This window comes from Nonomuraea glycinis (assembly GCF_014646515.1).
In the GTDB taxonomy this organism is placed as follows: Bacteria; Actinomycetota; Actinomycetes; order Streptosporangiales; family Streptosporangiaceae; genus Nonomuraea; species Nonomuraea glycinis.
In genome coordinates, this window is sequence record NZ_BMNK01000021.1 from 114,572 (window position 1) to 138,811 (window position 24,240).

19 protein-coding genes are annotated in these 24,240 nt (G+C 70.6%); 9 read left to right on the plus strand and 10 right to left on the minus strand.

All coding sequences use genetic code 11. The features are described from left to right. Positions 1-33 precede the first annotated feature (33 nt). Together IEY87_RS39835 and IEY87_RS39840 are read right to left on the minus strand one after the other, a co-directional pair. Positions 34-579 (minus strand): PadR family transcriptional regulator, encoded by a 546-nt coding sequence (locus IEY87_RS39835; RefSeq protein WP_189144053.1) that lies wholly within the window; start codon positions 577-579, stop codon positions 34-36. Between the two features lie 81 nt (positions 580-660). Further along, positions 661-1,242 carry a TetR/AcrR family transcriptional regulator gene (locus IEY87_RS39840; protein WP_189144054.1) on the minus strand — a complete coding sequence of 194 codons (582 nt, stop codon included), beginning with the start codon at positions 1,240-1,242 and terminating at the stop codon, positions 661-663. 68 nt (positions 1,243-1,310) lie between these two features. Between IEY87_RS39840 and IEY87_RS39845 the strand changes: the two genes are divergently transcribed. Together IEY87_RS39845 and IEY87_RS39850 are read left to right on the plus strand one after the other, a co-directional pair. Beyond that, entirely contained in the window at positions 1,311-2,099 is a 789-nt protein-coding gene (locus IEY87_RS39845) for an ABC transporter ATP-binding protein (RefSeq protein WP_189144055.1), read from the plus strand. Then, a complete protein-coding gene (locus IEY87_RS39850; protein ID WP_189144056.1) occupies positions 2,096-3,421 on the plus strand; it encodes an ABC transporter permease in 1,326 nt (441 codons plus the stop codon). Before IEY87_RS39845 ends, IEY87_RS39850 begins: the two co-directional genes overlap by 4 nt. Positions 3,422-3,441: 20 nt before the next feature. Here IEY87_RS39850 and corA read toward each other — a convergent pair whose 3' ends face one another. Next, positions 3,442-4,560, minus strand: a complete 1,119-nt coding sequence (corA, locus tag IEY87_RS39855) for a magnesium/cobalt transporter CorA (RefSeq protein WP_189144057.1) — start codon at positions 4,558-4,560, stop codon at positions 3,442-3,444. A gap of 8 nt (positions 4,561-4,568) precedes the next feature. Then, positions 4,569-5,039: a nuclear transport factor 2 family protein gene (locus tag IEY87_RS39860; protein ID WP_189144058.1), complete on the minus strand. Its 471-nt coding sequence runs from the start codon at positions 5,037-5,039 to the stop codon at positions 4,569-4,571. A gap of 305 nt (positions 5,040-5,344) precedes the next feature. Between IEY87_RS39860 and IEY87_RS39865 the strand changes: the two genes are divergently transcribed. The 4 genes from IEY87_RS39865 to IEY87_RS39880 all read left to right on the plus strand — a co-directional run bounded on the left by IEY87_RS39865 (position 5,345) and on the right by IEY87_RS39880 (position 12,151). Continuing rightward, positions 5,345-6,046: a M50 family metallopeptidase gene (locus tag IEY87_RS39865; protein ID WP_189144059.1), complete on the plus strand. Its 702-nt coding sequence runs from the start codon at positions 5,345-5,347 to the stop codon at positions 6,044-6,046. A 154-nt stretch (positions 6,047-6,200) separates the two neighbouring features. After that, positions 6,201-7,400: a hypothetical protein gene (locus tag IEY87_RS39870; protein WP_225277623.1), complete on the plus strand. Its 1,200-nt coding sequence runs from the start codon at positions 6,201-6,203 to the stop codon at positions 7,398-7,400. Further along, positions 7,397-8,992 (plus strand): hypothetical protein, encoded by a 1,596-nt coding sequence (locus IEY87_RS46365; protein WP_225277624.1) that lies wholly within the window; start codon positions 7,397-7,399, stop codon positions 8,990-8,992. The genes IEY87_RS39870 and IEY87_RS46365 overlap by 4 nt, the downstream gene beginning before the upstream one ends. A 141-nt stretch (positions 8,993-9,133) precedes the next feature. Further along, complete coding sequence (locus IEY87_RS39880; protein ID WP_225277625.1) at positions 9,134-12,151, plus strand: coiled-coil domain-containing protein; 3,018 nt, start codon at positions 9,134-9,136, stop codon at positions 12,149-12,151. Between the two features lie 56 nt (positions 12,152-12,207). Here IEY87_RS39880 and IEY87_RS39885 read toward each other — a convergent pair whose 3' ends face one another. Together IEY87_RS39885 and IEY87_RS39890 are read right to left on the minus strand one after the other, a co-directional pair. Beyond that, positions 12,208-12,444 carry a DUF397 domain-containing protein gene (locus IEY87_RS39885; RefSeq protein ID WP_189144061.1) on the minus strand — a complete coding sequence of 79 codons (237 nt, stop codon included), beginning with the start codon at positions 12,442-12,444 and terminating at the stop codon, positions 12,208-12,210. Beyond that, the gene (locus tag IEY87_RS39890; protein ID WP_189144062.1) at positions 12,441-13,298 is read right to left on the minus strand and encodes a helix-turn-helix domain-containing protein; all 858 of its coding nucleotides are present in this window, start codon (positions 13,296-13,298) and stop codon (positions 12,441-12,443) included. The genes IEY87_RS39885 and IEY87_RS39890 overlap by 4 nt, the downstream gene beginning before the upstream one ends. A 203-nt stretch (positions 13,299-13,501) precedes the next feature. Between IEY87_RS39890 and IEY87_RS39895 the strand changes: the two genes are divergently transcribed. Continuing rightward, positions 13,502-13,894 carry an ATP-binding protein gene (locus IEY87_RS39895; RefSeq protein WP_189144063.1) on the plus strand — a complete coding sequence of 131 codons (393 nt, stop codon included), beginning with the start codon at positions 13,502-13,504 and terminating at the stop codon, positions 13,892-13,894. A 60-nt stretch (positions 13,895-13,954) separates the two neighbouring features. Here the strand turns inward: IEY87_RS39895 and IEY87_RS39900 are convergent, their stop codons facing one another. Continuing rightward, entirely contained in the window at positions 13,955-15,211 is a 1,257-nt protein-coding gene (locus IEY87_RS39900) for a citrate synthase (RefSeq protein WP_189144064.1), read from the minus strand. Between the two features lie 67 nt (positions 15,212-15,278). Between IEY87_RS39900 and IEY87_RS39905 the strand changes: the two genes are divergently transcribed. Next, positions 15,279-16,496 (plus strand): LeuA family protein, encoded by a 1,218-nt coding sequence (locus tag IEY87_RS39905; RefSeq protein WP_189144065.1) that lies wholly within the window; start codon positions 15,279-15,281, stop codon positions 16,494-16,496. Positions 16,497-16,498: 2 nt separating this feature from the next. Here IEY87_RS39905 and IEY87_RS39910 read toward each other — a convergent pair whose 3' ends face one another. Continuing rightward, positions 16,499-20,353, minus strand: coding sequence for an AAA family ATPase (locus IEY87_RS39910; RefSeq protein ID WP_189144066.1), 3,855 nt, complete (start codon positions 20,351-20,353; stop codon positions 16,499-16,501). Further along, positions 20,354-21,472, minus strand: coding sequence for an exonuclease SbcCD subunit D (locus IEY87_RS39915; RefSeq protein ID WP_189144067.1), 1,119 nt, complete (start codon positions 21,470-21,472; stop codon positions 20,354-20,356). Positions 21,473-21,578: 106 nt separating this feature from the next. On the opposite strand from IEY87_RS39915, the gene IEY87_RS39920 reads away from it, so the two are divergent. Next, the gene (locus tag IEY87_RS39920) at positions 21,579-23,069 is read left to right on the plus strand and encodes an alpha/beta hydrolase family protein (RefSeq protein WP_189144068.1); all 1,491 of its coding nucleotides are present in this window, start codon (positions 21,579-21,581) and stop codon (positions 23,067-23,069) included. Here the strand turns inward: IEY87_RS39920 and IEY87_RS39925 are convergent. Continuing rightward, complete coding sequence (locus IEY87_RS39925; protein ID WP_225277626.1) at positions 23,042-23,995, minus strand: alpha/beta hydrolase; 954 nt, start codon at positions 23,993-23,995, stop codon at positions 23,042-23,044. The genes IEY87_RS39920 and IEY87_RS39925 overlap by 28 nt on opposite strands. Positions 23,996-24,240: the final 245 nt, after the last annotated feature.

A 24,240-nucleotide genomic window follows, 5' to 3' on the forward strand; every position in this document is an offset into this window, starting at 1 on the left:
GGTGAGGGGCGCGCAGCCCGCGAGCCCGTGCCATCAGGTCTGCTCAGCTGTGTCCGCGAGCACCGCCAGCAGGCGGTCGTGCCAGCTGACCTCCGTCTCGAGCCGCATCAGGGTGTGGTCGAAGGCGATGGCCTCCAACCTGGTCAGGTAGGGCTCGGCCTCGGCGCGTAGGTTGCGCCAGAAGTCGAGCTGCGCGGCGTAGGAGTCGCGCCGCTGCTGGGCCGCTGTGCGCAGCTCATCGGGGCCGATCTCGTCGCCGTGCAGGAGCACCAGCTGGATCGGATCCGGCCGGAGTTTCGTGTCGGCCAGGACGGATCTGATCACTGAGACCAGTTCGGCCCGGCCCTTGTCGGTGATTCCGTACACCGTCCGAGCAGGGAGATTGCCTTCCTGCTCGGTGCGGACCACCTCGACGACGCCTTCGTCCGCCATCCGGCGCAGCGCGCCGTACAGCGATCCGGGCTTGATGTCCGCCCACAACTCGACCCGGTCGACTTGCGCTGCGGCTCGGATCTTGTGCCCGTGCATGGGGCCGCCGTCGGCCAGGGCGCCGAGAATGAAAAGGCGCGGTGCTCGCATATGAGTACTCAAACACGACTTCTTGCCGTACACAAGAGTGAGGCCCGATGGCGATGCGGCCTCACGCGCGAAGAGACAGCGTCAGCAGCGAGGGCCGGGGCTGAAGGTGCCGGCGACGAACTGCTCCGCCGTCGGCGCACGCTCAGGGTCGGTGAGCCATTGGGAGGCAAGCCCGACGAGCAGGGCGAGGTAGTGCGATCCGGCCGCGTGGACCTCGCCCGGATCGCTGTCCGGTCCGAGGCCGGCGAACGCCCGCGCCAGCGAGGCCCTGGCGAGCTCTTGACCGCTGGCGATCATTCCCCGGATCTCGTCGTCCTGCCGTACGGACGCGACAGATTCGAAGTTGACGAACCACAGCGATCGGTTCGCCTGAATCGAGTCGATGATCCGACCCCACAGGCCTACCTGATCGCCGAGCCTGGACCGCGTGCCGTCGGCGACGCCGTCGGCTTCCTTGAGCACCGCGAACAGCAGCTCACCCCATTCCGTGTTGAGATCGCGCAAGGCCCGGGTGAGCAACCGCTCCTTGGACCCGAAGTGGTAGTTGATCGACGCCTGGTTCGCTCCCGACGCCGCGACCAGGTCTCGCACGGTCGTGTGCGCGTACCCCTGGGCCAGCAGACACTCGCGCGCCGCCAGCAACAGCTTGTCCTTGGCACTCATATGCTCTACCGTATCAAATCAACATTCGTATTAAACGATCATTTAAAACATCTTTTTAGAGAGGTACCATGACTCCGTACGCCGCTGCCGCGCCCGCGCCACCCGTACTGCGCATCCGCGCTCTCCGCTGCGAATATCCAGGTGAGGCCGGACCCGTCCACGCCCTGCGCGACGTCGACCTCAATGTCGCCCGATCATCCTTCTTGGCGATCATGGGACCGTCGGGTTCCGGCAAGACCACCCTCCTGCACTGCGCCGCCGGGCTGCAGAATCCGACGTCAGGCTCCGTCGAGCTCGACGGGCAAGACCTTCGCGGGCTCGATCAGACCCAGCTCGCGCGGTTGCGCCGGCGCCGCGTCGGATTCGTCTTCCAGTCGTTCAACCTCCTGCCCGCGCTCTCGGCCATCGACAACGTCGAGCTCCCCCTGCGCCTGGACTCCCGGAAGACCGAACCGGCGCGCACCACCGAACTGCTCACCCGCGTGGGGCTCGCCAACCGGGGCAGCCACCGCCCTCATCAGCTGTCAGGCGGCCAGAAGCAACGCGTCGCCGTCGCGCGAGCATTGATCACCGATCCCGACATCGTCTTCGCCGACGAGCCCACGGGCGCCCTCGACATTCGCAGCGCCAGGGAAGTCCTGCGATTGATGCGTGAACTCGCGGATCACGGTCAAACGATCATCATGGTCACCCACGATCCGGTCGCCGCCTCCTATTCCGACGCCGTCCTCTTCCTCGCCGACGGCCGGATCGTCGATCACCTCCCGCACCCCACCGCGCAGCAGGTCGCCGGCAGAATGGCCGTCCTGGTCGAGTCCGCGGAACAGGCCGCCCAGGACACGGCGGTGAACCGATGATCAAGATCGCCATGCGCTCTTTCGCGCATCACCGCGCCGCCGCGATCGCCACGGGCCTGGTCACCCTCGTCGGCACCATCCTGGTGACGGGCATGATGAGCCTGCTCGGCACCGGGCTGGCCGAGAGTACGGCCGCCGCCGACCGCGCGTTCCTGGTGCAGTTCCCGCTCATCATGGGCGGCTGGGCGGTCGCGATCGTCCTGTTCGCCATGGTGTCGACGATCAGCGTCGCTCTCACCGGCCGCGCCGGTGAGATCGCGGGCATCCGTCTCATCGGCGCGAGCCCTCGACAAGTGCAGCAGATGCTCGTCATCGAGACAGCGGCCATCTCCGCCATCACGGCGCTCCCGGGCCTGGCCGTCGGCTACATGGTCGGCTGGATCGTCACACGGAGCATCCATTCCGCCGGCCTCACCGACGCGGCCTCGGTCTTCGCTCCCGGTGTGCTCCTTCCGATCCTCGGCGTACTCATCGTGCTGGCCGCGAGCGTACTCGCCGCATGGATAGGCAGCCGTGCTCTCGCGCACCGCAGCCCTGTGGCCGATGCGTCTCCACCCCGACGCCGTCGTACGGGACGGCATCCGGGACGGCGGCGCCGGGTCACCGCGGCGTTCATGATCGCCGCCGGTTTGGCCTCATCGGCCGCGGTACTCGCCATGGATCCGGCCGACGTGCTCACCACCGCGATGACCGGGCCCGGCTGCGTCCTCGTCGCCGTCGGCATGTGCGTCCTCGCCCCGGAGCTCGTCGCCACGGCGAACGCCACGCTCGATGCCTTCCGCCCGGCACGCACCACCGCCCCCGCCCACCTGGCCGCGATCAACCTCTCCGCGGCCCCGGAGCGGGTACGACCGACCGTGACCTTCCTGACCCTTTTCGTCACTGTCGCCGCGGGCACGCTCACCATGCAAGGCATCGAGAACAGCGTCGGCACGGCGAACAGCACAGCCCAGGTCCTCGCCTCGATCAACTACTTCGTCGTCGCCCTGATCGCGGCGTTCATGGCCATCGCCCTCACCAACAACCTCGTCGCCTCCATCACCCAACGCCGCGAGGAGTTCGCGGTCATGTCCCTCATCGGCTCGACCAGCGCACAAACACAGCGCATGCTCGTACGCGAGATCGGTGCGGCCACCGCCATCAGCACCATTGCCGGAAGCGTAGGGGCGTTCGTCACCGTCCTGCCCTTCGCCATCGTCAAAACCGGCAATCCCCTCCAGGCGGCGGCACCGCTGCCCTACGCGGTCACCATCGTGATCGGGATCAGCGTCACCCTCGGCGTCACATCTCTCGTCGGGAGGCGCACCATCCGCACGGCGTGAGGTCGCGGCAGGCAAGGACTTCAGAGCCAGTCGCGCCGTTTGAAGATCACGTACAAGGTGATGCAGACGGCGGCCATGAGGAGGATGGCGAAGGGATAGCCGAAGGCCCAGTGGGTTTCCGGCATGTTGTCGAAGTTCATGCCGTAGATGCCGCCGACCACCGTCGGGGCGAACAGGATGGCCGCCCAGGAGGAGATCTTCTTGACCTCTTCCCCCTGCCGGATGCTGACCTCCGTCATCCGGGCCATCTCGGCGTTCTGCGCCTGGGTGACCAGCGTCGAGTTCACCACCAGGATGTCCTGGAGCTGCTGGCGGAAGGAGGCCACCCGCTCGGTGACCGTGATGACGTGGTCGGCCACGTCCCGCAGGTAACTCAGCAACTCCTCGTTGAGGTCGTACTTCTCGGCGCCGGCGATGAACCCGTCGATCAGCCGCACCAGCGGCACGGTGGCGCGCTGGAACTCGATGACCTCGCCGGACAGCTCGTAGACGCGGCGGGAGACCGACGGGTCGCCGCCGAACACCTGGGCCTCGATCTCCTCGATGTCCTTCTGCAGTCCGGCCACGACCGGGGCGTAGCCGTCGACGACGGCGTCCAGGATGGCGTACAGCACCGCCTGGGGGCCCTGGCGGAGCAGGTCGGGGTCGGACTCCATGCGCTTGCGTACCGCCTGGAGGTCGGGGGCCTCCGCGTGCCGGACGGTGAGCACGAAGTTGGGGCCGACGAAGATGTGCACCTCGCCGAACGCCACCTCCTCGACGTCGTCGAGGTAGCGGGCGGCGCGCAGCACGACGAAGAGGGTGTCGCCGTAGCGGTCGGCCTTGGGCCGCTGGGAGCCCACGATCGCGTCTTCCAGGGCGAGCTCGTGCAGCTCGAACTCCTCGGCGAGCTTGACCAGCTCCCACTCCTTCGGCCGGTAGAGGCCGATCCAGGCCAGGGCGCCGGGCATCTGCTTGAGGCGTTCGAAGGCGTCGGCCAGCGAGCCGGGGTTGTCGACCGCCTTGCCGTCCTGGTAGATCGTGTTGTTGATCACGGTCGGCCGGTAGGGCGGCTCGTCGGAGGCGCGCGGGTCCATCGAGTGTTCGGGCGCCTCCTCGCGGGTCGCGCCGGTACGCCTGAGCCCTTTCACCCTGGCCATGCCACCTCCTAAGGACGGAACTGGTTCAGCTCCTGCAGTGCTCGATCGCGGATGGTCTTGCGCCACATCGGGGTCCAGCCGAACAGCAGTCCGGCCGGACGGCCCAGCGCCATCTTGGACCAGCGCTTGAAGTCGAACTCCTCGTGATGCCGGACGATCAGGTCCCCGTCGAACCTGAACTGCGCGTCGATCTCGTTGACCACCTCGCGCCCGGTCTTGGCGAAGGTGTAGCGGGCGGTCCGGTGCGCGCTGCCGGAGAAGTCGTCGGCGGTCACATCACCGTAGGTGACGTGCAACCTGTCGCGGACCCCGAGCAGGAGCCGCCACATCGCCATCACCCGCTCGCGGCCCTCCACCTCCTGGAAGATGGGGTCTCCGAAGCTCACCTCGGGGTGGTAGCAACGCTCCATCGCCGCGAAGTCGGCGTGACTCAGAGCCTCATGGAACGCTGTGATCAGCGCAACGTGCCGTTCGTTCACTTTTCCATCAGATCATGACAAGGCCGTTGCTCCAGCACACGGCCCTCAACCAGTCGTCACCCAGATCGAGCCGGTCGAGTGCGTGGAGCTGATGCGCATACGGGTGCGGAATGGTGGGGAAATCACTGCCGAGGACCACCTTCCCAGCCAGCCCCAGATCACGCAAAGCGGGGCATAGTTTCGCAGGGCAGGACGTGCACCCTCAGGCCGTCAGGCCGAGCGCCCGCCACCAACCTGGAACGTCCGCATCAGAATGTCGTTCTGTGAGCACGGCCGAGACTTTACCTGGATAGGGTTTCTTCTCGATGGACAAGCTCTGGGCTCAGCTGATCGAGGTCCAGTCCGCCCCCGACCCCTGGGTCGTGGGCGGCTCGGCACTCGCCGCACTCGCGATCGTCACCTTCACCATGTCCTGGCAGCTGACCAGAGGCCTGATCACGATCGCCCACGAGGGCGGCCACGCCGTGATGGCCCTGCTCACGCGGCGCAAGCTGGAGGGCATCCGGCTGCACTCCGACACCTCCGGCGTGACGCTCACCCGGGGCAGGCCCAACGGGCCCGGCATGGTGCTGACCGCGCTCGCCGGCTACCTGGCGCCCTCGCTGCTCGGGCTGGCGGCCGCCTGGCTGACCGATCAGGGGCGGATCACGCTGCTCATCTGGAGCATGCTGCTGTTCCTGGTCTGCATGCTGCTGCTGATCCGCAACCTGTACGGCGCGCTGATCCTGCTGGTGACGGGCGGGGCGGTGTTCGCGGTGTCGATGTACGCCCCCGCCGAGGTGCAGCAGGTGGTGGCCCTGGTGGTGGTCTGGTTCCTGCTCTTCGGCGGCATCCGGCCGATCTTCGAGCTGCAGCGCAAACGGCGCAGGCGGCAGGCCCGCGACTCCGACGCCGACCAGCTCGCCAGGCTGACGTTCCTGCCCGGCGGGTTCTACGTGTTCTTCTTCCGGCTGGTCGGGGTGGGCTCGGTGGTCGCCGGCGCCTACCTGATGAATCCTCTTCAGTAGGTCCCAGACGCCCTTGATCACACCGTCGACGAGGACGACGGGGTGCAGGATGCCGCCGCCGGGGAACACCGCGCCCGTGTGCTCGGCGGCGGCGCATGGGCCTGATCATGCCACCGGTCCGAGAATGTCGGCGGGAGGCCGTACCTTAGTGCGCGTGCCCGAGCAGCCCTTGACTCTCGACACCGCGCTCACCGACGAGGCGGTGTTGTCCACCTATCGCCGCATGTTCGCGGCGCTGGCCCGCGACAGCGGTGCGGTGGTCGACGACCCGGCCCTGGTCGACATCGCCGAGACGCTGTTCGCGGCGTTCGCGGAGGCCGGTGAGGAGTGGCTGACGCACGAGCAGATGCGCTTCGCCTGCCGGGCGCATCCGACCGACCAGTTCGACAACCGGCTGCGCGTGCTCAAGGGGCTCGGGGCGATCCGTGAGGTGTTCCCCAAGCCCAACCAGTTGCGCTATCGAGCGTCGTTCACGAGCGTGGTCGGGCTGATGTTCATCCGGCGGATGATGGACGACGGCGGGCAGTCCGAGATGCACCGGCTGCTCGCGCTGGAGGATCTCAACGTCGCCGATCCGCGCACCACGATGGACGAGGCCCGGCAGAGTGCCGCGAATCTGGCGCGGGCGTTCCGGCTGTGGGCGCTGGAGCTGATCACGCTCACCACCGGCACGATCGAGGAGCTGCGCGAGCAGGCGCCCAAGCTGTGGGGCACCGAGGAGATCGCGCACCGGGCGCAGAGCCTGCACGGCACCATCCTCACCCGCTGGCCCGAGCTCGACCGGTCCTGCACCGACCTGCGCGCCGCCATCTACTCCTACAGCGACGCCTCGCGGCGGGCCGCCGGGCGGCTCGCCGACTCGGCCGGGATGACCCGCAACCTGACGTTGCTGCCGACGGAGGCGTGGCGGACGTTCGCCCAGACGGCGTCCAAGGAGCGGCTGGCGGCCGTGCTGGACGGGTTCGTGTTCGACGCGCCCGCGCCCTGGCACGATCCGGCCGCCATCGCCCGCGCCGTCGACGAGGCTCCGCGCCCGACCCCCGCGCAGCCCACTCCCCCACGCTCCGCCCTGCCCGATCCCGGGCCCGGCGACTCGCTCGACTCCTCGCCCACGGCCGCGGTCGAGCGGCTGACCGAGCTGGCGGAGACCCTGCTGGGGGCGTCGACACGGGTCGCGCTAGCCGACGTGCTCGGCCCCGACTGGCCCTCCGCACGCCGGTTGCTCGCCGACCTGACGACCGTCGATCTGCGGCCGGAGCTGCCCTACCGGCTCGCCTGGTCCGACTCCCTCACGATCGATCCGGCTCGTGAGCCGGCCTGGCTGTCCCACGGCTACCTGGAGCGCGTCCGATGAGCGACGACCGTCCCCGTGCTGGTCTCGCGGCTGACGCGCGTCGCCGTTCCGATGTCGGTCCCGCGACTGACGCGGTCGCGCATGTGCGGGCCCGCTCGGGCGGGCCTGTCTCGCTGGGCGCCGCGGTCCCGGCCCCCGGCGGGATGGTACGGCTGTCGCGCCACGACTACACCGGCCAGGCCCTGCCGCTGTGGCCGGACGGGGTGACGCCCTCGCTGCTGGAGGAGCATCAGGTGGCGCCCATGCCGGTGGAGCGTGCCGGAGAGACGCGGCGGGTATTGGCGGCGGTGCTCGCATGCTGCTGGGCCGACCAGTCCACCGACCCGTGGCCGGGCGAGCCCGCGCCGATGGAGCGGGTGCTCGACACCTACCGGGCGCTGATCGGCCGCAGCGACGACCTGATGCGCAACTGGGCCATCGGTGCGCTGCGCCGCTTGCACGACTCGGCGTGGATCGTCATGGCCGACGGCATCGTCTCCCTGGGCCCGCGCTGCGCCCTGTGGCCGGTGGAGTCGCAGTCCGTCCTGAAGGATCTGGTCCGGCGCGTCCCCGAGCCGGAGCGCCGGGCGCTGACCGTGGTGCCCGACGCCGACCTCGTGGCGGCAGCCCGCACCTCCGGCACCGACCTCGTGGCGGCGACCCACCTGCCCGACACCGACCTTGCGGTGACGGCCCACGTGCCCGACACCGACCTTGCGGCGGCGGCTCGCGCATCCGATGCCACGCCGGTGGTTCAGCCCGGAGGGCTCGCCGACGCCACCGACCCGGGGGATCCCCGGTCTGCGGACGGTTCTCGGGGCGGCACCGGCCTGCGTGGGCCGGGGAGTGGTGGGCGGGTGGAGTCTGGCGTGGTGGAGTTCGACGACCTGCTCGGGGCCTACGACGAGCGGCGGCGGGCCGAGCTGGTGGCGGCTTTCATGGTGGTGGAGCACGCCGCCGAGCCCGTACAGGAGGCGAGGTTCGCCGCGCTGCGTGATCCGGCGCTGCGCCGCACGCTGGGCGAGATGCTCGCCCGGCGTGGGCGCACCCTGATCCAGCACCGTGAACGCTGGATCACGGGCTACGACGACGAGGCCGCCGCCCTCGCCTCGGCCTTTGACCACAAGGTCACCGCCACCGGCTCAGATCGCGCCGCCGAGGCCGCAGCCGGCTCGAAGGGTGTCTTCATGGCCCCTTCGACCTCGCCGGGCGCGGGCGCACGCGCTGGCGGGGCGGATGCCGGTGCTGGGTTGGGTGAGAGCGAGCGGGCGGTGCTGACGCTGGTGCTGGTGCACTCGGTGGCGATTCCGCGCGCCGAAGGGCTGTTGCCGGAGGACTCGTGGCTGTCGCCACATCCCACGCCGGCCGACGAGTTGCGCCGCCACACCCAGTTGCCGATCGGTGAGCTGGAGTCGGCGTTGCGGACGCTGCGGCACGCGGGGCTGCTGACTCAGGTGAAAGCGGGCGAGGAGGCGGGCGGTTACGTGCCCGGTCCGCAGTTCCACCGGCTCACCCCGGCGGCGCGGCGACGGTTGCAGGAGGAGCTGATCCTGGCCGCCGGCCCGGACACACCGCTGGCGGCGGCCGTACGAGCTCGCAGGTCGGCACGGTGACGGGCATGGATCACACGTGCACATGGTGAAACCGCGGTCCTGAGAGCCATGCCTGCGAGTCCTGGGAGGGTGCAGGCAGCGAGGGGGCGCGGGTTGGAAGCGTACGAAGCCGCACGCGATGGGCGTGCGGGCGGAAGGATCATGGGGGTCCAGGTGGCGCAGGTGGAGAACGTCGTCGGCGAACGGGTGCTGATCGCTGTCCAAGCGGTCAACATCTCGCGGCTGTCCACCCACCCGGTGCCCACGGTGCCCGGCACGCTCATCGTGGTGGCGGGCGCCGGGCCCAAGGACTCCAACGGCGCGGGCAAGTCATCGTTCATCGCCTCGATCACGGCGCTGCTGGGTGACGAGCAGTGGCGGTTCGCCTCAGGCGCCAAGGCGGTGTCGGAGCTGCTGTTCAACGCCGAGCTGGCCAGCGGCGCGGGCGCGCGGCAGTGGGCGAGCGCCGATCACGGCTACATCGTGGGCGTCTTCGCTCCGGCGGGCATGGAGGACTTCACGGCGGCGACGTCGGTCGATTCGGTGGCCGGTGCGGACGGGGAGCTGTTCGAGGTGACCGCCACCTCCGGCGGAGCCGTCACCGTCTGGCTGCGGGTCAACCAGGAGGCGCCGCATCTGGAGATCCGCTGGCGCGAGGGAGTGCACCTGGCCGCCGCGGCCTCCGAGGCCGAGCGGGTGGCGCGGGCCGACGAGCTGTGGGCGTCGCTGCCGAGGTCCGCCGGGCGGCGGGACGTGGTGGCGCGCGATCTCACCAAGGTGCTGTACGGGGATCGGGTCCGGTGCGTGTCGTTCCTGTCGACCAGTGTGCGCAGCAAGGTCGCCACCAACCTGCTCTCCCAGCCGCTCAACGAGATCTCCCCCGAGCGGGTCTTCGAGGCCATCGCCGCGCTCACGGGGCTGGACGCCGAGCTGGAGCAGGAGCGGGAGGCCCGCCGGGACGAGCACGCCAAGCGGGTACGGGCCGCGCTGGCGGGCGAGCGGCTGGCGGAGTTCGAGGCGGAGTCGAAGGCGTTGCTGGCCACGTTCGACCGGCGGGACCAGGCGCGGGTGCGACTGGCCGGGGCGTTGCGGTGCTGGCGTGGCAGGCAGGCCAGGAGACTGGCCGACGCGGCGGGCAAGGACGAGGCGCTCGCCGCCGAGCTGGCGCGCCACCAGGCGGCGAGTGAGGCGGCGGCCGAGGCGATCGCGATGGTCAAGGCGGAGATCGGCACGCTCAAGGAGGACACGCTCGACCGGAGTGTCACGGAGGCGCGCAGGGAGCTCGCCGCCCTCCAAGCACGGGCCGGCAAGCTCGACGCCGACCGTGCCGTGGCGGAGAACTCCGCCGACGAGCTGCGCGCGATGATCCCCGCGCTGGAGGAGGCTCGCAGGTTCGCCGACGGCCGCGACGTGCCCACCGCCGAGCGGGAGTTGAAGGAGGTCGGGCTCCGGCTGAACGAGGCGCTCAAGGCTCTCGGCGTAGCCGACCGGGAGACGGCCTCCGCGCAGGCGGCGCTGGACGACGCCGAAGGAGGTCCGGCGGCCGCCCAGCTCAACGCGCTGGCGGCGGCGGGTGTGGGGGCGACCGGGCTGCTCGACGCGCTCGACGTGGCCGAGCAGGCCCGCGACCACGCCGACGCGCTGAAGGAGTTGCGGGGATGGCCGGGTGAGCACGCGGTGATCGTGGACGCCGCCCAGTTGGAGACGGCCGCCGCCGCGCTGGCCGGGCTGCCCGGCTCCGTGCTGGTCAGCGCCGCCGGGGTGAGCGTGGTGGGCGCGTTCGACGGGGTGGCGACGGGGCGCGAGGCCCGGATCAAGGCGGCCGAGCAGCGGCTGAACCGCGCCCTGGACATCCAGGAGACCGCCGCGCAGGCCGTACGGGATGAGGAGGAAGCGGTCGCGCAGGCGCAGCGCAGGCTTGAGGGGGCCAGGGCCGGGGTGCGGCTGGAGGAGTTGGAGCGGCGGCTGGGCGAGCGGCGGGCCAGGCTGAGCGAGCTGACGGCGGCGCTGGAGGAGCTGGTGCCGCGCGTCGCGGAGGCCGAACGGCAGGCGGGCGCGCTCGACTTCCGGGCCCGCACCCGGGACATGGAGATCGAACGACTGGAAGGGCGCCGGCACCGGCACGAGGCCGAGCGGGCGCGGGCGCGCGAGCAGGAGGCGAAGGTCGGCGCCGAGCGGGACGCGCTCAAGCTGGCGGCGCTGGCCGCCGACTGGGGCGGCACCGTGGAGACGGCCGGCGAGTGGGTGCGGGCGCTGCCGGAGGAGGAGCGGGGGCGGACGGCCGACGAGTGGTGGCGGGCCGCCGAACGCCTCCTCGACCAGGCGTTGCGTGACACGTTCCCGCAGGAGGAGGACGAGGTTCCCGAGGAGCTGCGGTTCCTGCTGCAGGAGCGCGGTGGCAGCACGGCGCGGGAGCAGGCGACGTTCGCGGCGGTGTGCGGGTCGCTGGCGTCCTACCTGCGGGCGCAGGAGGAGTACGAAAAGCACCAGCGGCGGCAGATCGAGGCGCAGGTGGTGTCCAGGCAGCGTGACCTGGCGGCGGCCGACAAGGGCGCGGAGGAGGCGGCCCAGTCGACGGCCGTGCACCGGGCGGCGCTGACGGCGGCGATCAGGGCGCGGCTCACCCGGGTGGCCGAGGAGTTCGAGAAGCTCGACAGCTCGTACGGCGGTTACGGCGCGACGCTGGAGTTCCCGGTGCCGCCCGCCCCGGCCGACCCGGAGCAGCGCTGGCAGTGGCGGGTGACGCCGAAGTGGCGGCGCGGCGAGGGGCAGGGCTACGTGCCGTACAACCGCCGGGCCAACACCGCGCTCATGGACGAGAAGGCGGTCAAGCTGGTGTGCGCGGCGGCCATCGCCTCCTCCGGCGGCGGGCATCTGTGCCTGGTGCTGGACGAGCTGGGCCGCAACCTGGGCAAGGAGCACCGGCGGGAGGCGGTGGCGCTGTTCCGGCGGATCGGGGAGACCTACGGCATCACGGTCATCGGGGCGCTGCAGGACGACATGGAGCCGTACGCGATCGACGCCTGCGGCCAGTACATCAAGCTCCGCCGCTCCTCCGACGCGATGCCCTACAACGAACCCCCGGTGATCGTCGGCCACGACCAGCACGCCGAGCGGGTACGAGCCCTGGCGGCGTACGTGGACAGGACCGGCGAAGCGTCAGGCACCGCTGCCGGTTGACTTGTACGGGCTCGGTCGGCGCCTTGATCCGAGGGCAAGGGGTCGAGCTCTCATGCTCAGGGACGCCGGAGTTCGCCGTGCTCGATGCCTCCGACGAAGGCGTTGTACTCCGCGTCGGTGAACAGGTGCGGCGGCTTCTGCGGGTTCTTGGAGTCGCGTAAGGCCACGATGCCGCCGTCCAGGAAGGCGACCTGAACGCAGTTGGTGCCGCCGCTGCTGAAGCTGCTGGTGTGCCAGTGGGCGTCACGGAGTTGGGTCTCGATCCAGGCAGTGTCGAGGGCGTTCTTGTTCATGAGAGATCCTTGGCGATCGTGGTGAGAAGCTTCTGCGAAGCGTTGGGTGACAGAGCGTCGGACTTCAACAGGTCGCTGGCGGTCCGGTAGAGCTCGACGGTTTCGGGCTTGTTCACGTGCAGGGATGCGCGTAGGGACTCGATGCAGACGAGGTCGCGGCCGGTCGAGAAGGACATGATCATAAATGGGCCGTCCATTCCCGCGTGCGCTCCCGCCGAGAATGGCAGGACTTGGATGGTGACTTCAGGGCTGGTGCGAGCCACGTGCATCAGATGCTCGATCTGGGCGCGCATGCATGCCCGCCCTCCGACCTCTTGGCGCAGCATTCCTTCAGGGAGCACTGTCCAAATCTTCAACGGCGGTCGGCTCTCCGACATGGTTCGCTGATGTTCCAGTCGTAGCGCTACGAAGCGGTCGATGTCCTGAGGGATCTTCCAGACCCTGCTGCCCTCGGTCACGGCGTGGGCGTACTCCGGGGTCTGGAGCAGGCCGTGGACGGCCAGCGGATTGAAGACGAACAGACCGTTGGCGTTCTCCACCTGGGAGAGGTAGTCGCCGAGCGGGTCATCGACCACACCCTCGTACCGTTGCCACCAATCGGCTTCGCCGGCACGGCGTACAAGATCCCGGAGTTCCTCGCGCAAGGTGGCGTCGGTGATGCCGAAGACCTCGAAGAAGTGCGGGAGCTGCTGGATCCTGAGCCTCTGCAATCCGTTTTCGATCTTGCTAACGGTCGAAAGGGACTGGTATCCGAGGCGGCTCGCAGCCTCCTCCTGGGTCCAGCCCAGCGCCTCACGGATACGCCTGAGCTCTGCCCCCAGACGCCGCCGGCGTGGAGTGGGTTCGACAGGCATGACCACCTCCTTCCTTGGTGGAGCGTAATGCCGGGGTCGGCCCAGATAACGCCATCCTCCCTGAAGGAAAGACTTTCTTCAAGGAATGACTTGCCCACAGGGTAGATCTCGCTGCATCATCAGGCATCACAGCGGAATGTGTCCGAGCGAGCACGGAGCGACATCTCCGCTGGACCGCTCGTCCACATCCCTGGAGAGGTCACATGTCTGCTATCACGGCTGCACCCGCCGCCCGCCAGTACTACATGGTGCTATCCGAGGTATGCCCGGAAGTGCTCGGCCCCGTTCGCGAGGTGGTCCGCGTCTACCTGGGGCTCTGGCGTAAGAGCGAGTTGAGTTTCGTGGCCGAGTTGGGCGTCACCGAACTGTTGACCAACGTGCACAAACACGCCCACAGCGGCTGCGAAGTGCTGGTCCGCGAGACGGCGGATGGAATCACCGTTGAGGTCACCGACTTCGACGACACCCTTCCGGTGATGAAGGAACCGACCCCGGATGAGGAGAGCGGCCGGGGACTTTTCCTGCTGTCCATGCTCGCGGAGGACCTGATGTTCGAGCCGCTTCTGGGCGGGAAGCGCGTCTGGTTCCGGCTGTAGGAGCAAGGCCCGACGGTCCGTACAACGGGGCCTCGATGTCAAGAACATTCTGACGCCGGGCTATCTGATCGGCGGGCCGATGTAGGTGGCGCGTAGGCGGAGCAGGGTGCCGTTGGCGTACTCCTCCATGGCGTGGGCGAGCCAGCCGGCGGTTCTGGCGATCGCGAAGATGGCCTCGCCCGCGCCGCTCACCATGCCGGCGACCTCGGTGAAGGCGGCGAGGGCGAAGTCGACGTTCTGCTCGGGGAGGCGGCGTCTGCGCACCTCGTCCAGCACGGCGCGGGCGGCGGCCAGCCTGTCGTGGCCGGGGGCTGCCTGGGTGATCAGGTCGAGGAGGAAGCGGCCTCGGGCGTCGCCGTTCTTGTAGACGCTGTGGCCGAAGCCTGGGATGCGCTCGCCTCGGCGAATCCGGTCGGCGATCACGCGCGGTGCCTGGGCCGGGGTGGTGACCTCGTGCAGGAGGCGTTCGGCGGCGTAGGAGGCGCCGCCGTGCAGCTGGCCGCCGAGGACGCCGAGGCCGGTGAGCACCACGGCGTACGGGTCGGCCTTGGCTGAGGCGGCCACCCTGGCGGCCAGGGTCGAGGCGGCCAGTTCGTGGTCGGCGAGCAGGACGAGGGCGGCTTCGAGGGTGCGCAGGAGGGCGGGGGTGGCGGGGTGCGGGGTGAGGCGGGGCCAGAGCCGCTCGGCGATCGAGGTTCCTTGGGGCTGCTGGAGGGCGGGCAGGGCTTCGACCAGGCCGGTGATGAGGCGGCGGGCGGTGGCGGTGACGGACTCGGGGTCGAGGTGGTAGCGGAGGGAGTCGGACGCGCCGAGCACGGTGGTGATCACTTGCAGGCGGTCGAGCGGCAGGATGCCGTCGGGCAGGTCGCGCTGCGCGGCAACGGCCGCCCGCACCGCCTCGGGATCGCACGCCCAGGGCCGCGCCTCTCCGCTGCGGGCGTAGGCATCTCCAGCCGGTTCACTGTCGGGCACGCCGGAAGGGCTGGGCTCGGGCAGGAGGGTCGGGTCGCCGGTCCACAGCCACTCGGCGGTGGCCGCGAAGCCCGTGGTGCGGGCCAGGGTCAGGGCGTCGTGGCCGCGATAGTAGGGGCGGTCGAGGCCGAGCGCGGTGACGGCGGACTCGATGACCAGCTCCGGCGGCTGGCCGCGTGGCCGGCCACGCCTGGCGAGCTGCTCGATCTCGGCCGCGTCGAAGAGGCTGCGCCGCCCGCTGTCATCGTGGCGGCGTTTGAGCAGGCCACGGCTCACGTACGCGTAGAGCGTGGCCGGTTTGATGCCGAGCCGCTCCGCCGCGGTCGCCGCGTCGATCCACTCCACCGGCCGCCTCCTATATTGACGAAAATCAATATTGATACACATTGAAGAGGCATGTCAACGTGACTGTATGCCTCAAGTTCACTTCCTCGATGTGACCAACCGGGACGGCGTGCAGACCGCGCGCACCGGCCTGTCCAAGTTCGGCAAGACCATGGTCAACTTCTATCTGGCCAGACTCGGCGTGGCGCAGTCCGAGATCGGGTTCCCCTTTCTGTTCCATGAGGTGCCGTACGTGAAGGCGCAGGTCGCGCTGGCCGAGGCGGGGGCGTTCGGCGAGCTGCGGCTGTCCGGGTGGTGCCGGGGTGTCGTGGAGGACGTGGAGAAGGCCGCCCCGCTCGGGCTGAAGCACTACAACCTGTCCATCTCCACCTCTGACTACATGATCCAGAACAAGTTCCGGGGCCGCCTCGACCGAGAGGGGATCATCAGGGAGATGACGGCCGCCGTCAGGGCCGCCAAGGCGGCGGGCGCGCAGACGGTCGGCGTCAACGCCGAGGACGGCTCGCGCACCGGTGACGGGTTCCTGCTGGAGTTCGCGGCGGCGGCCAAGGAGGCGGGCGCGGACCGGGTCCGCTACTGCGACACGATCGGCGGCGACACCCCCGACCGGATCCGCGAACGGTTCGCCAAGCTGGCCACCGCCGTCGCGCTGCCCATCGAGACACACTGCCACAACGACCTCGGCATGGCGGTGGCCAACTCCGTCTCCGGCGCGCTCGGCGACCTCGACGCCGGGCAGGACGCGTGGATCAACACCTGCGTCAACGGCATCGGCGAGCGCTCCGGCAACGCCGACCTGCTCTCCACGATCCTGGCCTTCGAGCACGGGTTCGGCCTGGAGGCGAAGATCGGTGACGCGCTCGACCTGTCGTGGGCGAGAAGGTTCGGGATGTGGGCGGCCTACGCCCTGGGGCAGCCTCTGCCGTACAACCAGGTGGGGGTGGGGCGCAACGCGTTCGCGCACGAGAGCGGCATCCACGCCGACGGCGCGCTGAAGGACCACGGCAACTATGAGCTGTACGACGAGGCCACGCTCGGTCCTTTCCCCGAGGACTGGCACGCGCGGGCCGGGCGGGTGGTGCTGACCGGCGAGTACGGCGGGAAGGCCGGGTTCCGGCACGTCATGGACGGCCTCGGCGTCGAGGTGCGGGAGGAGGACCTGGCGTTCCGGCTGGTGCAGCTCTGCAACGCGATGACGGGCAGGCCGCTCACCGACGACGAGCTACGGCTGATCGCCACCTATCCGCGCGAACTGTCCCTGCTCTTTCCCGGACACGAGGGCTGACCTTAGGCCGTGATCGCGGACAGTGTGGAGCCGGTGCGGGTCTTGGTGACCTTGAGCTGGGCGGGGATGCGGGAGCGCAGCTCGGCGACGTGGCTGACGATGCCCACCGCCCGGCCGCCGACGCGCAGCCCGTCGAGGATGTCGAGCACGCCGTCGAGCGTGTCCTCGTCCAGCGTCCCGAACCCCTCGTCCACGAACAGCGTGCCGATCTCCGCCCCGCCCGCCTCCTCCGTGACGACGTCGGCGAGCCCCAGGGCCAGCGCCAGCGAGGTGATAAAGCTCTCCCCGCCCGACAGCGTCACCGGGTCACGCTCCACTCCCGTCCATCCGTCGTACACCTTCAGTCCGAGCCCGCCGCCCGAACGCGCCCGGGACCCGGCTGTCTTGGCGAGATCGTGCCGGAGCAGGTAGCGGCCGCCGGACATGTGGCCGAGCCGCTCGTTGGCGGCGTCGACCACCTGCCGCAGCCGCTCCCCCAGGACGTACGACGACAGGCTCATGCTCCACTGGTTGTCGCTCGACGTGCCGCTGGCCAGGGCTGCCATGCGCTCCACCAGCCGGTGCCGCTCGTCGGCGGGCCGCCACCGCTCGATGCCGGCCATCAGCTCGCCGCGCAGCTCCCCCAGCCGGGTATGCCTGCTGGTGGCCCGGTCCAGCGCGGACGCCAGCCCGGTGTACGTGCGCTCGGCCTCGTCCCGCTCCGCGCCGAGCCCGTCCAGGTCCGCCACCGGCTCGGCCGCCGCCGCGACCAGCTCCGGGTCGGCCAGGGTGCTGGTGACGGCGGCGTGCTGGGCGTCGAGCCGGCGCAGTGCCTCGGCCTTGCTCTCCCGCTCGGCGATGCTCCTCGCGGCGGCCTCCACCTCCGCCACGTCGGCGAACCCCGCCTCCCGCGCCGCCTGCTCGGCCGCCTCCGCCGCCTTGCCGCGCTCCCCCTCGGCCGCGGCCGCCGCCTGCGTGGCCTCCAGCGCCTCCCGCAGCAGCTCGGCCTCGTCGCCGAGCCTGGACAGCCGTGCCGTGATCGTCACGTCCTCGCCGCGCGCCTCATCGAGCCGCGCCCCCAGCCTCGCGGCGTCGCCGCTCAACTCCTCCTGACGGGTACGGCCGGAAGCCAGCCTCGCGGTCACCCGTCGCGCCTGCTCCTGCGACCCGTCGAGCTCACGCCGCAGCCTGGCCGCCTCCTCGGCGAGCACCGGCTCCCTGGCGGCGGACGCCATGAGCCTGCCCAGTTCTTCGTCGGCGGCGGTGAGTAGTCCATGCGCCTCTTCGGGCGACATTTCCGACACCGCCCGGACGTGCTCGGAGCCGCCCTCCTGGTGGACACCATTCAGGGTGACGGCATCGGTAGCAGCGACGCTGTCAGTGACGGTTGGGGTTAGGCGGGTGAGGAGGCGGGATCGTTCGGCTTGTAGGTGGGTGGTGTAAGTGCGGTGTTCGGTGAGGGCTTCGCCGAGTTCGCGGGCGCGGTCTCTGGCGTTTTCGCGTTCCCCCTCGGCGCGTTGCAGCTCGGCGGCGAGCGTGGGTTCGCGGTTCGCGATGGACTTGAGGGCGGCCAGGTCGCGTTCGGCCTGTTCGACCACGGTCATGGCCGCGTCCGCGTCGAGGCCGCCGGTGGCCTCGGTCACGTCGGCCAGGCGGGACTCCAGGGTGGCCACGTTGCGTTCGGCCGCCTCGCGGGCGGCCAGTGCCGACTCGTGGGCGAGTTCGGCGCGGTGCTCGTCGTCGGCAGAGGGGGCGCTCGGTGCCGGTGCGGCGGGGTCGGGGTGGTCGGCGGAGCCGCAGACGGCGCACGGCCGGCCGTCGGCGAGGTCGCGGGCCAGCTCGGCGGCCATGCCGTCGATGCGGGCCTGGCGGAGGTCGAGCCACCGCTCCCGGAGCTCCTGGGCGCGGTCCACCCGTGCTTGGTGCGTCGCCTTGGCCGTCTCCAGCTCGCCCGCCAGGGTGTCTCGCCGGTGAACCGCGTCGAGCACGGCCTTGGCCGCGTCGAGGGTCGCGGCGGCTGCGGGGATGTTCGCCGCTTCGGAACGTACGTCGGCCAGTCGGGCGGCCGCGTCGGCGACCCGCGCGGGCAGCTCCGCCTCCGCGGCGGCGACCTCGGCCGCACGCTGCGTCAGCCCGTCGAGCTCGGCCGCGAGCCGCGCCAGCTCGCGGTCGATGCCGATCAGGTCAGCGGCGGCCTCGCGGACGGCCTCGGCCGCCGGGATCCGGGCGGCGTCCAGGCGAGCCTGGCTCAGCTCCCGCTCGGCCTCCTCGATGAGGCCGGGCAGTACGGCCAGCCGCTCCCCCACGGTCTCGTCCTCGCGGGCCAGCGAGATGAGCTCCTCTTCGATCCTGCCCAAGTCGCGCCGGACCACGAGCAGCCGCGCCTCCTCGGTGAGCAGCCCGGACAGGCGGGCGATCTCCGCCTGCCGCCGCCGCTCCAGGTCGGCCAGCCGCTCCGGCGCCACCCACCCGACGACCGACGCCTCAACGCCGGCGAACCCACGAACCTTGCCGTCGCGGACGTCAGAGGACGCGGGCACATCGAACGCGCGGACCCTGCCGTCGCGGACGTCAGAGGACGCGGGCACATCGAACGCGCGGACCTTGCCGTTGCGGGCGTCGGCGGTGAGGAGGGGGTGGGCGCGGGCGAGGGCGTCGGTGGCCAGGGTGCGGGACTTGGTGGCGGTCTCCGCGCGCTGTCTGGCCGCCATCAGGAGGGGCAGCACGCGGTCCGCGCGGCCGGCGTCGTCGAGCACGGCCTGGAGCTCGGCGCGTTCCTCGGCGCGCTCGTCCAGGGTGCGGCGCAGGGTGAGCGCCTCGGCGTGCCGGCGCTGCCGGTCGGCCAGCGCGGACGCCCGCTCGAATCGCAAGCCTGCCGCTCGCCAGACCCGCTCCGCCTGAGCATGCCGGTCCGCCGTACGGGCGACGACGGCCCGCGCGGCGTCCAGCAGGGCTCCGGCCCAAGCCACGGGATCGTCCTCCGGCGTGGGCAGAGGAACCTCGGCCGCAGCGGGAGAGGATCGGGTGGCCGTCGGCAGGTCGAAGAGCGCGGAACCGTCCTCTTCTCCGGCCGTGGCGGAGCCGGAACCGGCCCTCACCTCGGGCCCGATCGCGTCCACCCCTTCCCCGGGCGTCACCGAGCCAGAACGGCCCCCGTCGCCGGACGCCGCCTCGTGACCATCGGGCAAGGTCCCGGCGACGAGGAGGTCGTCGCCGGCTGCCTCCTCCAAGCGCTGGATCGCGTAGTCCACCTGCTGCCGCAGCTCCCCCTGCTCGCGCCAGGCCTGCTTGCGGTGGTCGGCGAGCCAGGACTCCGCCTGGGTGAAGATCTTGACGGTGAACAGCCGCTCCAGCAGCTTGCGCCGATCCGCCCCGTCAGCGCGCAGGAACCTGGCGAACTCCCCCTGCGGCAGCATGGCCACCTGGCTGAACTGGTCGGCGTTCATCCCGAGCAGCCCGCTCACCAGGTCGCCGGCCTCGTCGAGGCGGGTGGTGAGGCCCTGCCAGTCGGCCCCCTGCCACTCCTGGACGATGACCTTGGAATTCTCCTCGGTCGTGCCGGTGCCGCGCAGCTTGGGCCGCTGCCAGGCCGGGGAGCGCTGGATGCGGAACAAGCGGCCGCGGATCGTCACCTCCAGCGTGACGGAGGGGCCGGCGGCGGGCGGGGCGTGGTCGCAGCGCAGGCTGCGCGCGCTGTTGCGCAGGCCGGGGACCTGGCCGTAGAGGGCGAAGCTGAGGGCGTCGAGGACGGTGGTCTTGCCCGCCCCCGTCGGCCCGTGCACGAGGAAGAGGCCCGATTCGGTCAAGGCGTCGAAGTCGACCGTCTCGGACCCGGGGAAGGAGCCGAACGCCGTCAGCGAGAGCCGGTGCGGCCGCATCTACGCCATCGTCTCCTTGACCCGGGATGCCTCGATGGCCCGTCTTAGCAGCTCTTCCTCGTCGGATGCGGCAGGCTCGCCGCGCACTTCGCGAACGAAGTCCAGCGCGACGTCCGCTTCGGGCCGTCCGCTGAGGCGTACGTGCTGGTGGGCCTGCTGGCCGCCGTCGGGGTCGAAGGAGAGGGCGAGGGTGTGCGGGAAGCGGGCGCGGAGCCGTTCCATGGCGGCTTTGGGGCGGATCGGGTCGGTGAGCACGACCTGAAGCCAGTGCTCTTCGAGGCCGGCGTGGCGCGGTGAGGTGAGCAGGTCCTCCAGGTGGCCGCGCAGGCGGCCGACGGGGCGGGGCACCGGGGCGGGCACGAACTCCACGCCTTCCACACCCGCGCCGAGGGTGACGAGCCAGGAGCCCTTCACCTGGTCGGCCTCGGAGAAGGAGTAGGCGAGCGGGGAGCCGGAGTAGCGGACCGTCTCGGACATGCGCTGGCGGCCGTGCAGGTGGCCGAGCGCGACGTAGTCGACGCCGTCGAAGGCGGTCAGCGGCACGTGCGCGACCCCGCCGACGCTGATGTCGCGCTCGCTGTCGCTGGCCTGCCCGCCGGTGACGAAGGCGTGGGCCAGCACGACCGTGCGCGGGTGCCGCTCGGCGTCGGCGCGGATGTGCCGCATGGCGTGCGACAGGGCGGCGGTGTGGCTGCGGTCGGGCAGCTCCCAGGGGCGCCGGACCAGCTCGGGCTCAAGGTAGGGGATGCCGTAGAAGGCGACGTCGTCGATGACGATCGGCTCCCAGGCGAGGGACGGATCGGTGCGCAGGTGCACCCCGGCCGCCTCGAACAGGGCGGCGCCGAAGCCGAGCCGGCGCGCGGAGTCGTGATTGCCGCTGATCATGATGGTGCGGGCCCCGGCGCCGCGCAGCCGGCCGAGCGCCTCGTTGCAGAGCGCGACCGCGTCGACCGGCGGCAGCGCGCGGTCGTAGACGTCGCCGGCCACGACGACCACGTCGACGCGCTCGGCGCGCACCGTCTCGACCAGGTGGTCGACATAGGCCGCCTGACCGTCGAGCAGGCTCTCCCGGTGGAACGACCGCCCCAGATGCCAGTCCGAGGTATGCAGGATCCGCATTCGCAGGAACCTAACAGGTCCCACTGACAATCGCGGTCACTCCTGCCCCAGGCACCGGGAGTAGGCTGAAAGATCGGCGGGCAAACCAACGCACATGGGGAGGCCGATGCGGACGGGCCGTGGCACTTTGAGCGTGGCCGCCGGTCTGTTGCTGGTGGCCCTCGCGTCCGTGGGCTATGTGCTGCCGCCCACGTTCGATCCTCCGCCGCTCAAGGCCGAATTAGCACTGCAGTCACTGCCGCCGCAGCCTGCCACCGAGGTGCGGCCGGTGCTGGACGTGGCGCCCATCCGTGAGGCGCCGATCTCGATTCCCGCCGAGGGGCAGCGACTGGAGGGCACGGTGCGCTTCCCGGCGGCGGCCGGACGCTATCCGGCGATGGTGTTCGTGTCGGGGTCCGGCAACGGCTCGCGGACCGAGTTCACGCCGCAGGCGGAGTTCCTGGCCAGGGCGGGCGTGGTGACGGTCGCGTTCGACAAGCGGACGAACGGCTACAACTTCCGGGACAGGGACTTCGGGCTGCTCGCCGACGACGCGTTGCGGATGGTGGAGTATCTGCGCTCCCGTGCCGACGTGGATCCGCTGCGGGTGGGGATCTGGGGCGTGAGCGAGGGCGGCTGGGTGGTGCCGATCGCCGCCGCCAAGAGCCCGAGCGTGGGCTACATGGTGCTGGTGTCCTCGCCGAACGTCTCCCCGCTCAGGCAGGTGGCCTGGGCGCTGAACGAGCAACTGCTGCGGCTGCGCGCCCCCATCGGCGTGCGCGATCTGCTGATCAGGGCGATGGGCGGGGTCGGCTTCGATTTTCTCCGGTACGACGCGCAACCGGCCCTGAGCCGGGTCAAGCAGCCGGTCCTGGCGTTCTACGGCGCGACCGACCCGTCCATCCCGTTCGTGGAGTCCACCCACGCGCTGCTGAGGGGGATGAAGGAGGCGGGCAACGACCACTACACCATCCGCTACATGGCCAAGGGCGACCACGCGATGCGGATCCACGGCGGCGAGTTCACCGCCGGCTATCTGGAGACGCTGGCCAACTGGATCGAGGGCCTGCCGGGGACGGCGGAGCCTCCGGTGCACCTGGCGGGGGCGACTCCGGTGCAACGGTTCGAGGCCAGTGACGTGCCGGCCGCGCCGTGGTACGCGGGCGGCACGATGCTGGGGCTGACGATCTGCCTGGCGGCGGTGGGTTATGTGGCGGGTCCGGTGGCCGCGATGGTGGTGCGCTTACGCGGCCGCCACAACGCGCCGGAGGTGAACGCCCGGCTGTGGCCGCTGATCAGGCGCAGGCTGCACAAGATGGTGTGGACCGGTGTCGGGCTGCTGCTGTCGGTGGTGGCGTTCATCACGCTGCTGGTGCTGTTCTCGATCAACCAGGCGGGGGCCTGGCCGGCGGTGCTGGCGGGCTGGCTGGTCGTGCGGGTGCTGGCCGTGCTGATGCTCGTCCAGGAGGTCACCGCCGTGGCGGCGGTGGTGTCGGGGCTGCGCGAGGGCATGCGGCCGACCCGCTGGCAGCATGTGGCGATCGCCGGCGTGCTCGGCGGCACCGGGCTGCTGCTGGTGGCGGCGGCCTACTACGGGCTGTTCTCGTTCCCCTGGTGAGCGTTTCCCTGGTGAGCGTTTCCCTGGTGAACGTGCGCGGTCATCCACCTGTCGATCTCGGCGAACACCTGGTTGCGCACCGGCTCCGCCGACAGCACCAGGTCGTGCACGCCGCCCGCGACGCGCACGCTGGTGACGTGCGGGCCGATCGAGGCAGACCAGCGGGCGATCTGGCGGGGGTCGAGCACGATGTCGGCCGAGCGCACCTCCGGCACGAAGTCGCGCACCCGTAGCCCAGTGGCCGAGGACAGGACGAGTACGGGCACGTCCACGGACAGCCCGGCGTGCAGTCGCCGCTGTGCCCTGCGGATGGCGGCCAGCCACATGGCGTGCACGGCGAAGCCGCCGAGCGGCTTGAGCTCCAGGTCGTAGTCCCATTCGCCGTGGTGGTCGCGGTGCAGGCTCTCGCCGTACACGGTGCTGATGCCGAGCGGCAGCGGCCTGCGGGTGTAGGAGAGGGGGGTCTGGAGCAGGTCGGCAGCCAGCCGGAGCGGGAGGGGGACGTTCAGGTCGAGGAACGGGCTGTTGAGCACCATGCCCTGGACCAGGCCGCGGCCGCGGACGCGGTCGGCCCACAGGGGTGCGATGAGGCCGCCGGTGGAGTGCGCGTTGAGCGTCAGCTCGTCGTGGTCCTGCCGGATGATCTGGACTGCCTGGTCGATTTCCGGGAAGTACTCGGTGACACTGCGGACCAGCCCCCTGGTCTGGTGCGGGCGCAGTGACCGGCCGTACTTACGCAGGTCGAGGGCGTAGAAGTCGACCCCGTGGTTCAGGTAGTGGTCGGCCAGGTGGTCCTGGAAGAAGTAGTCGGTGAAACCGTGCAGGTAGAGCACCGCTCTGCGGGATCCGGCGCGCCTGGACAGCAGCGTCGCGACGACCTCGCCTTCGAAGTCGGGCGGCATCCTCAGAACGGTGGTTTCGTACATGTTAGACACCATAGGGAGCATCGGGCCGGGACGGCATGCCAGGGCGGCGGCTTCTGGCGACTCTCCGCGCATTGTAAAGGTCAGCGCGTTGAGCCGTTCCGGCCGCTTCAATGTGAGGGTGGCGATCTGGTCCGCCGCGTCGTACGTGATCATGACCTTGTTCGGCCACAGAAGCTCCACCTCTTATCAACGTAGATTTCGTATCTTGACCGTAGGCTGCCCCCTCGATTCGGCCTACCGAGCCG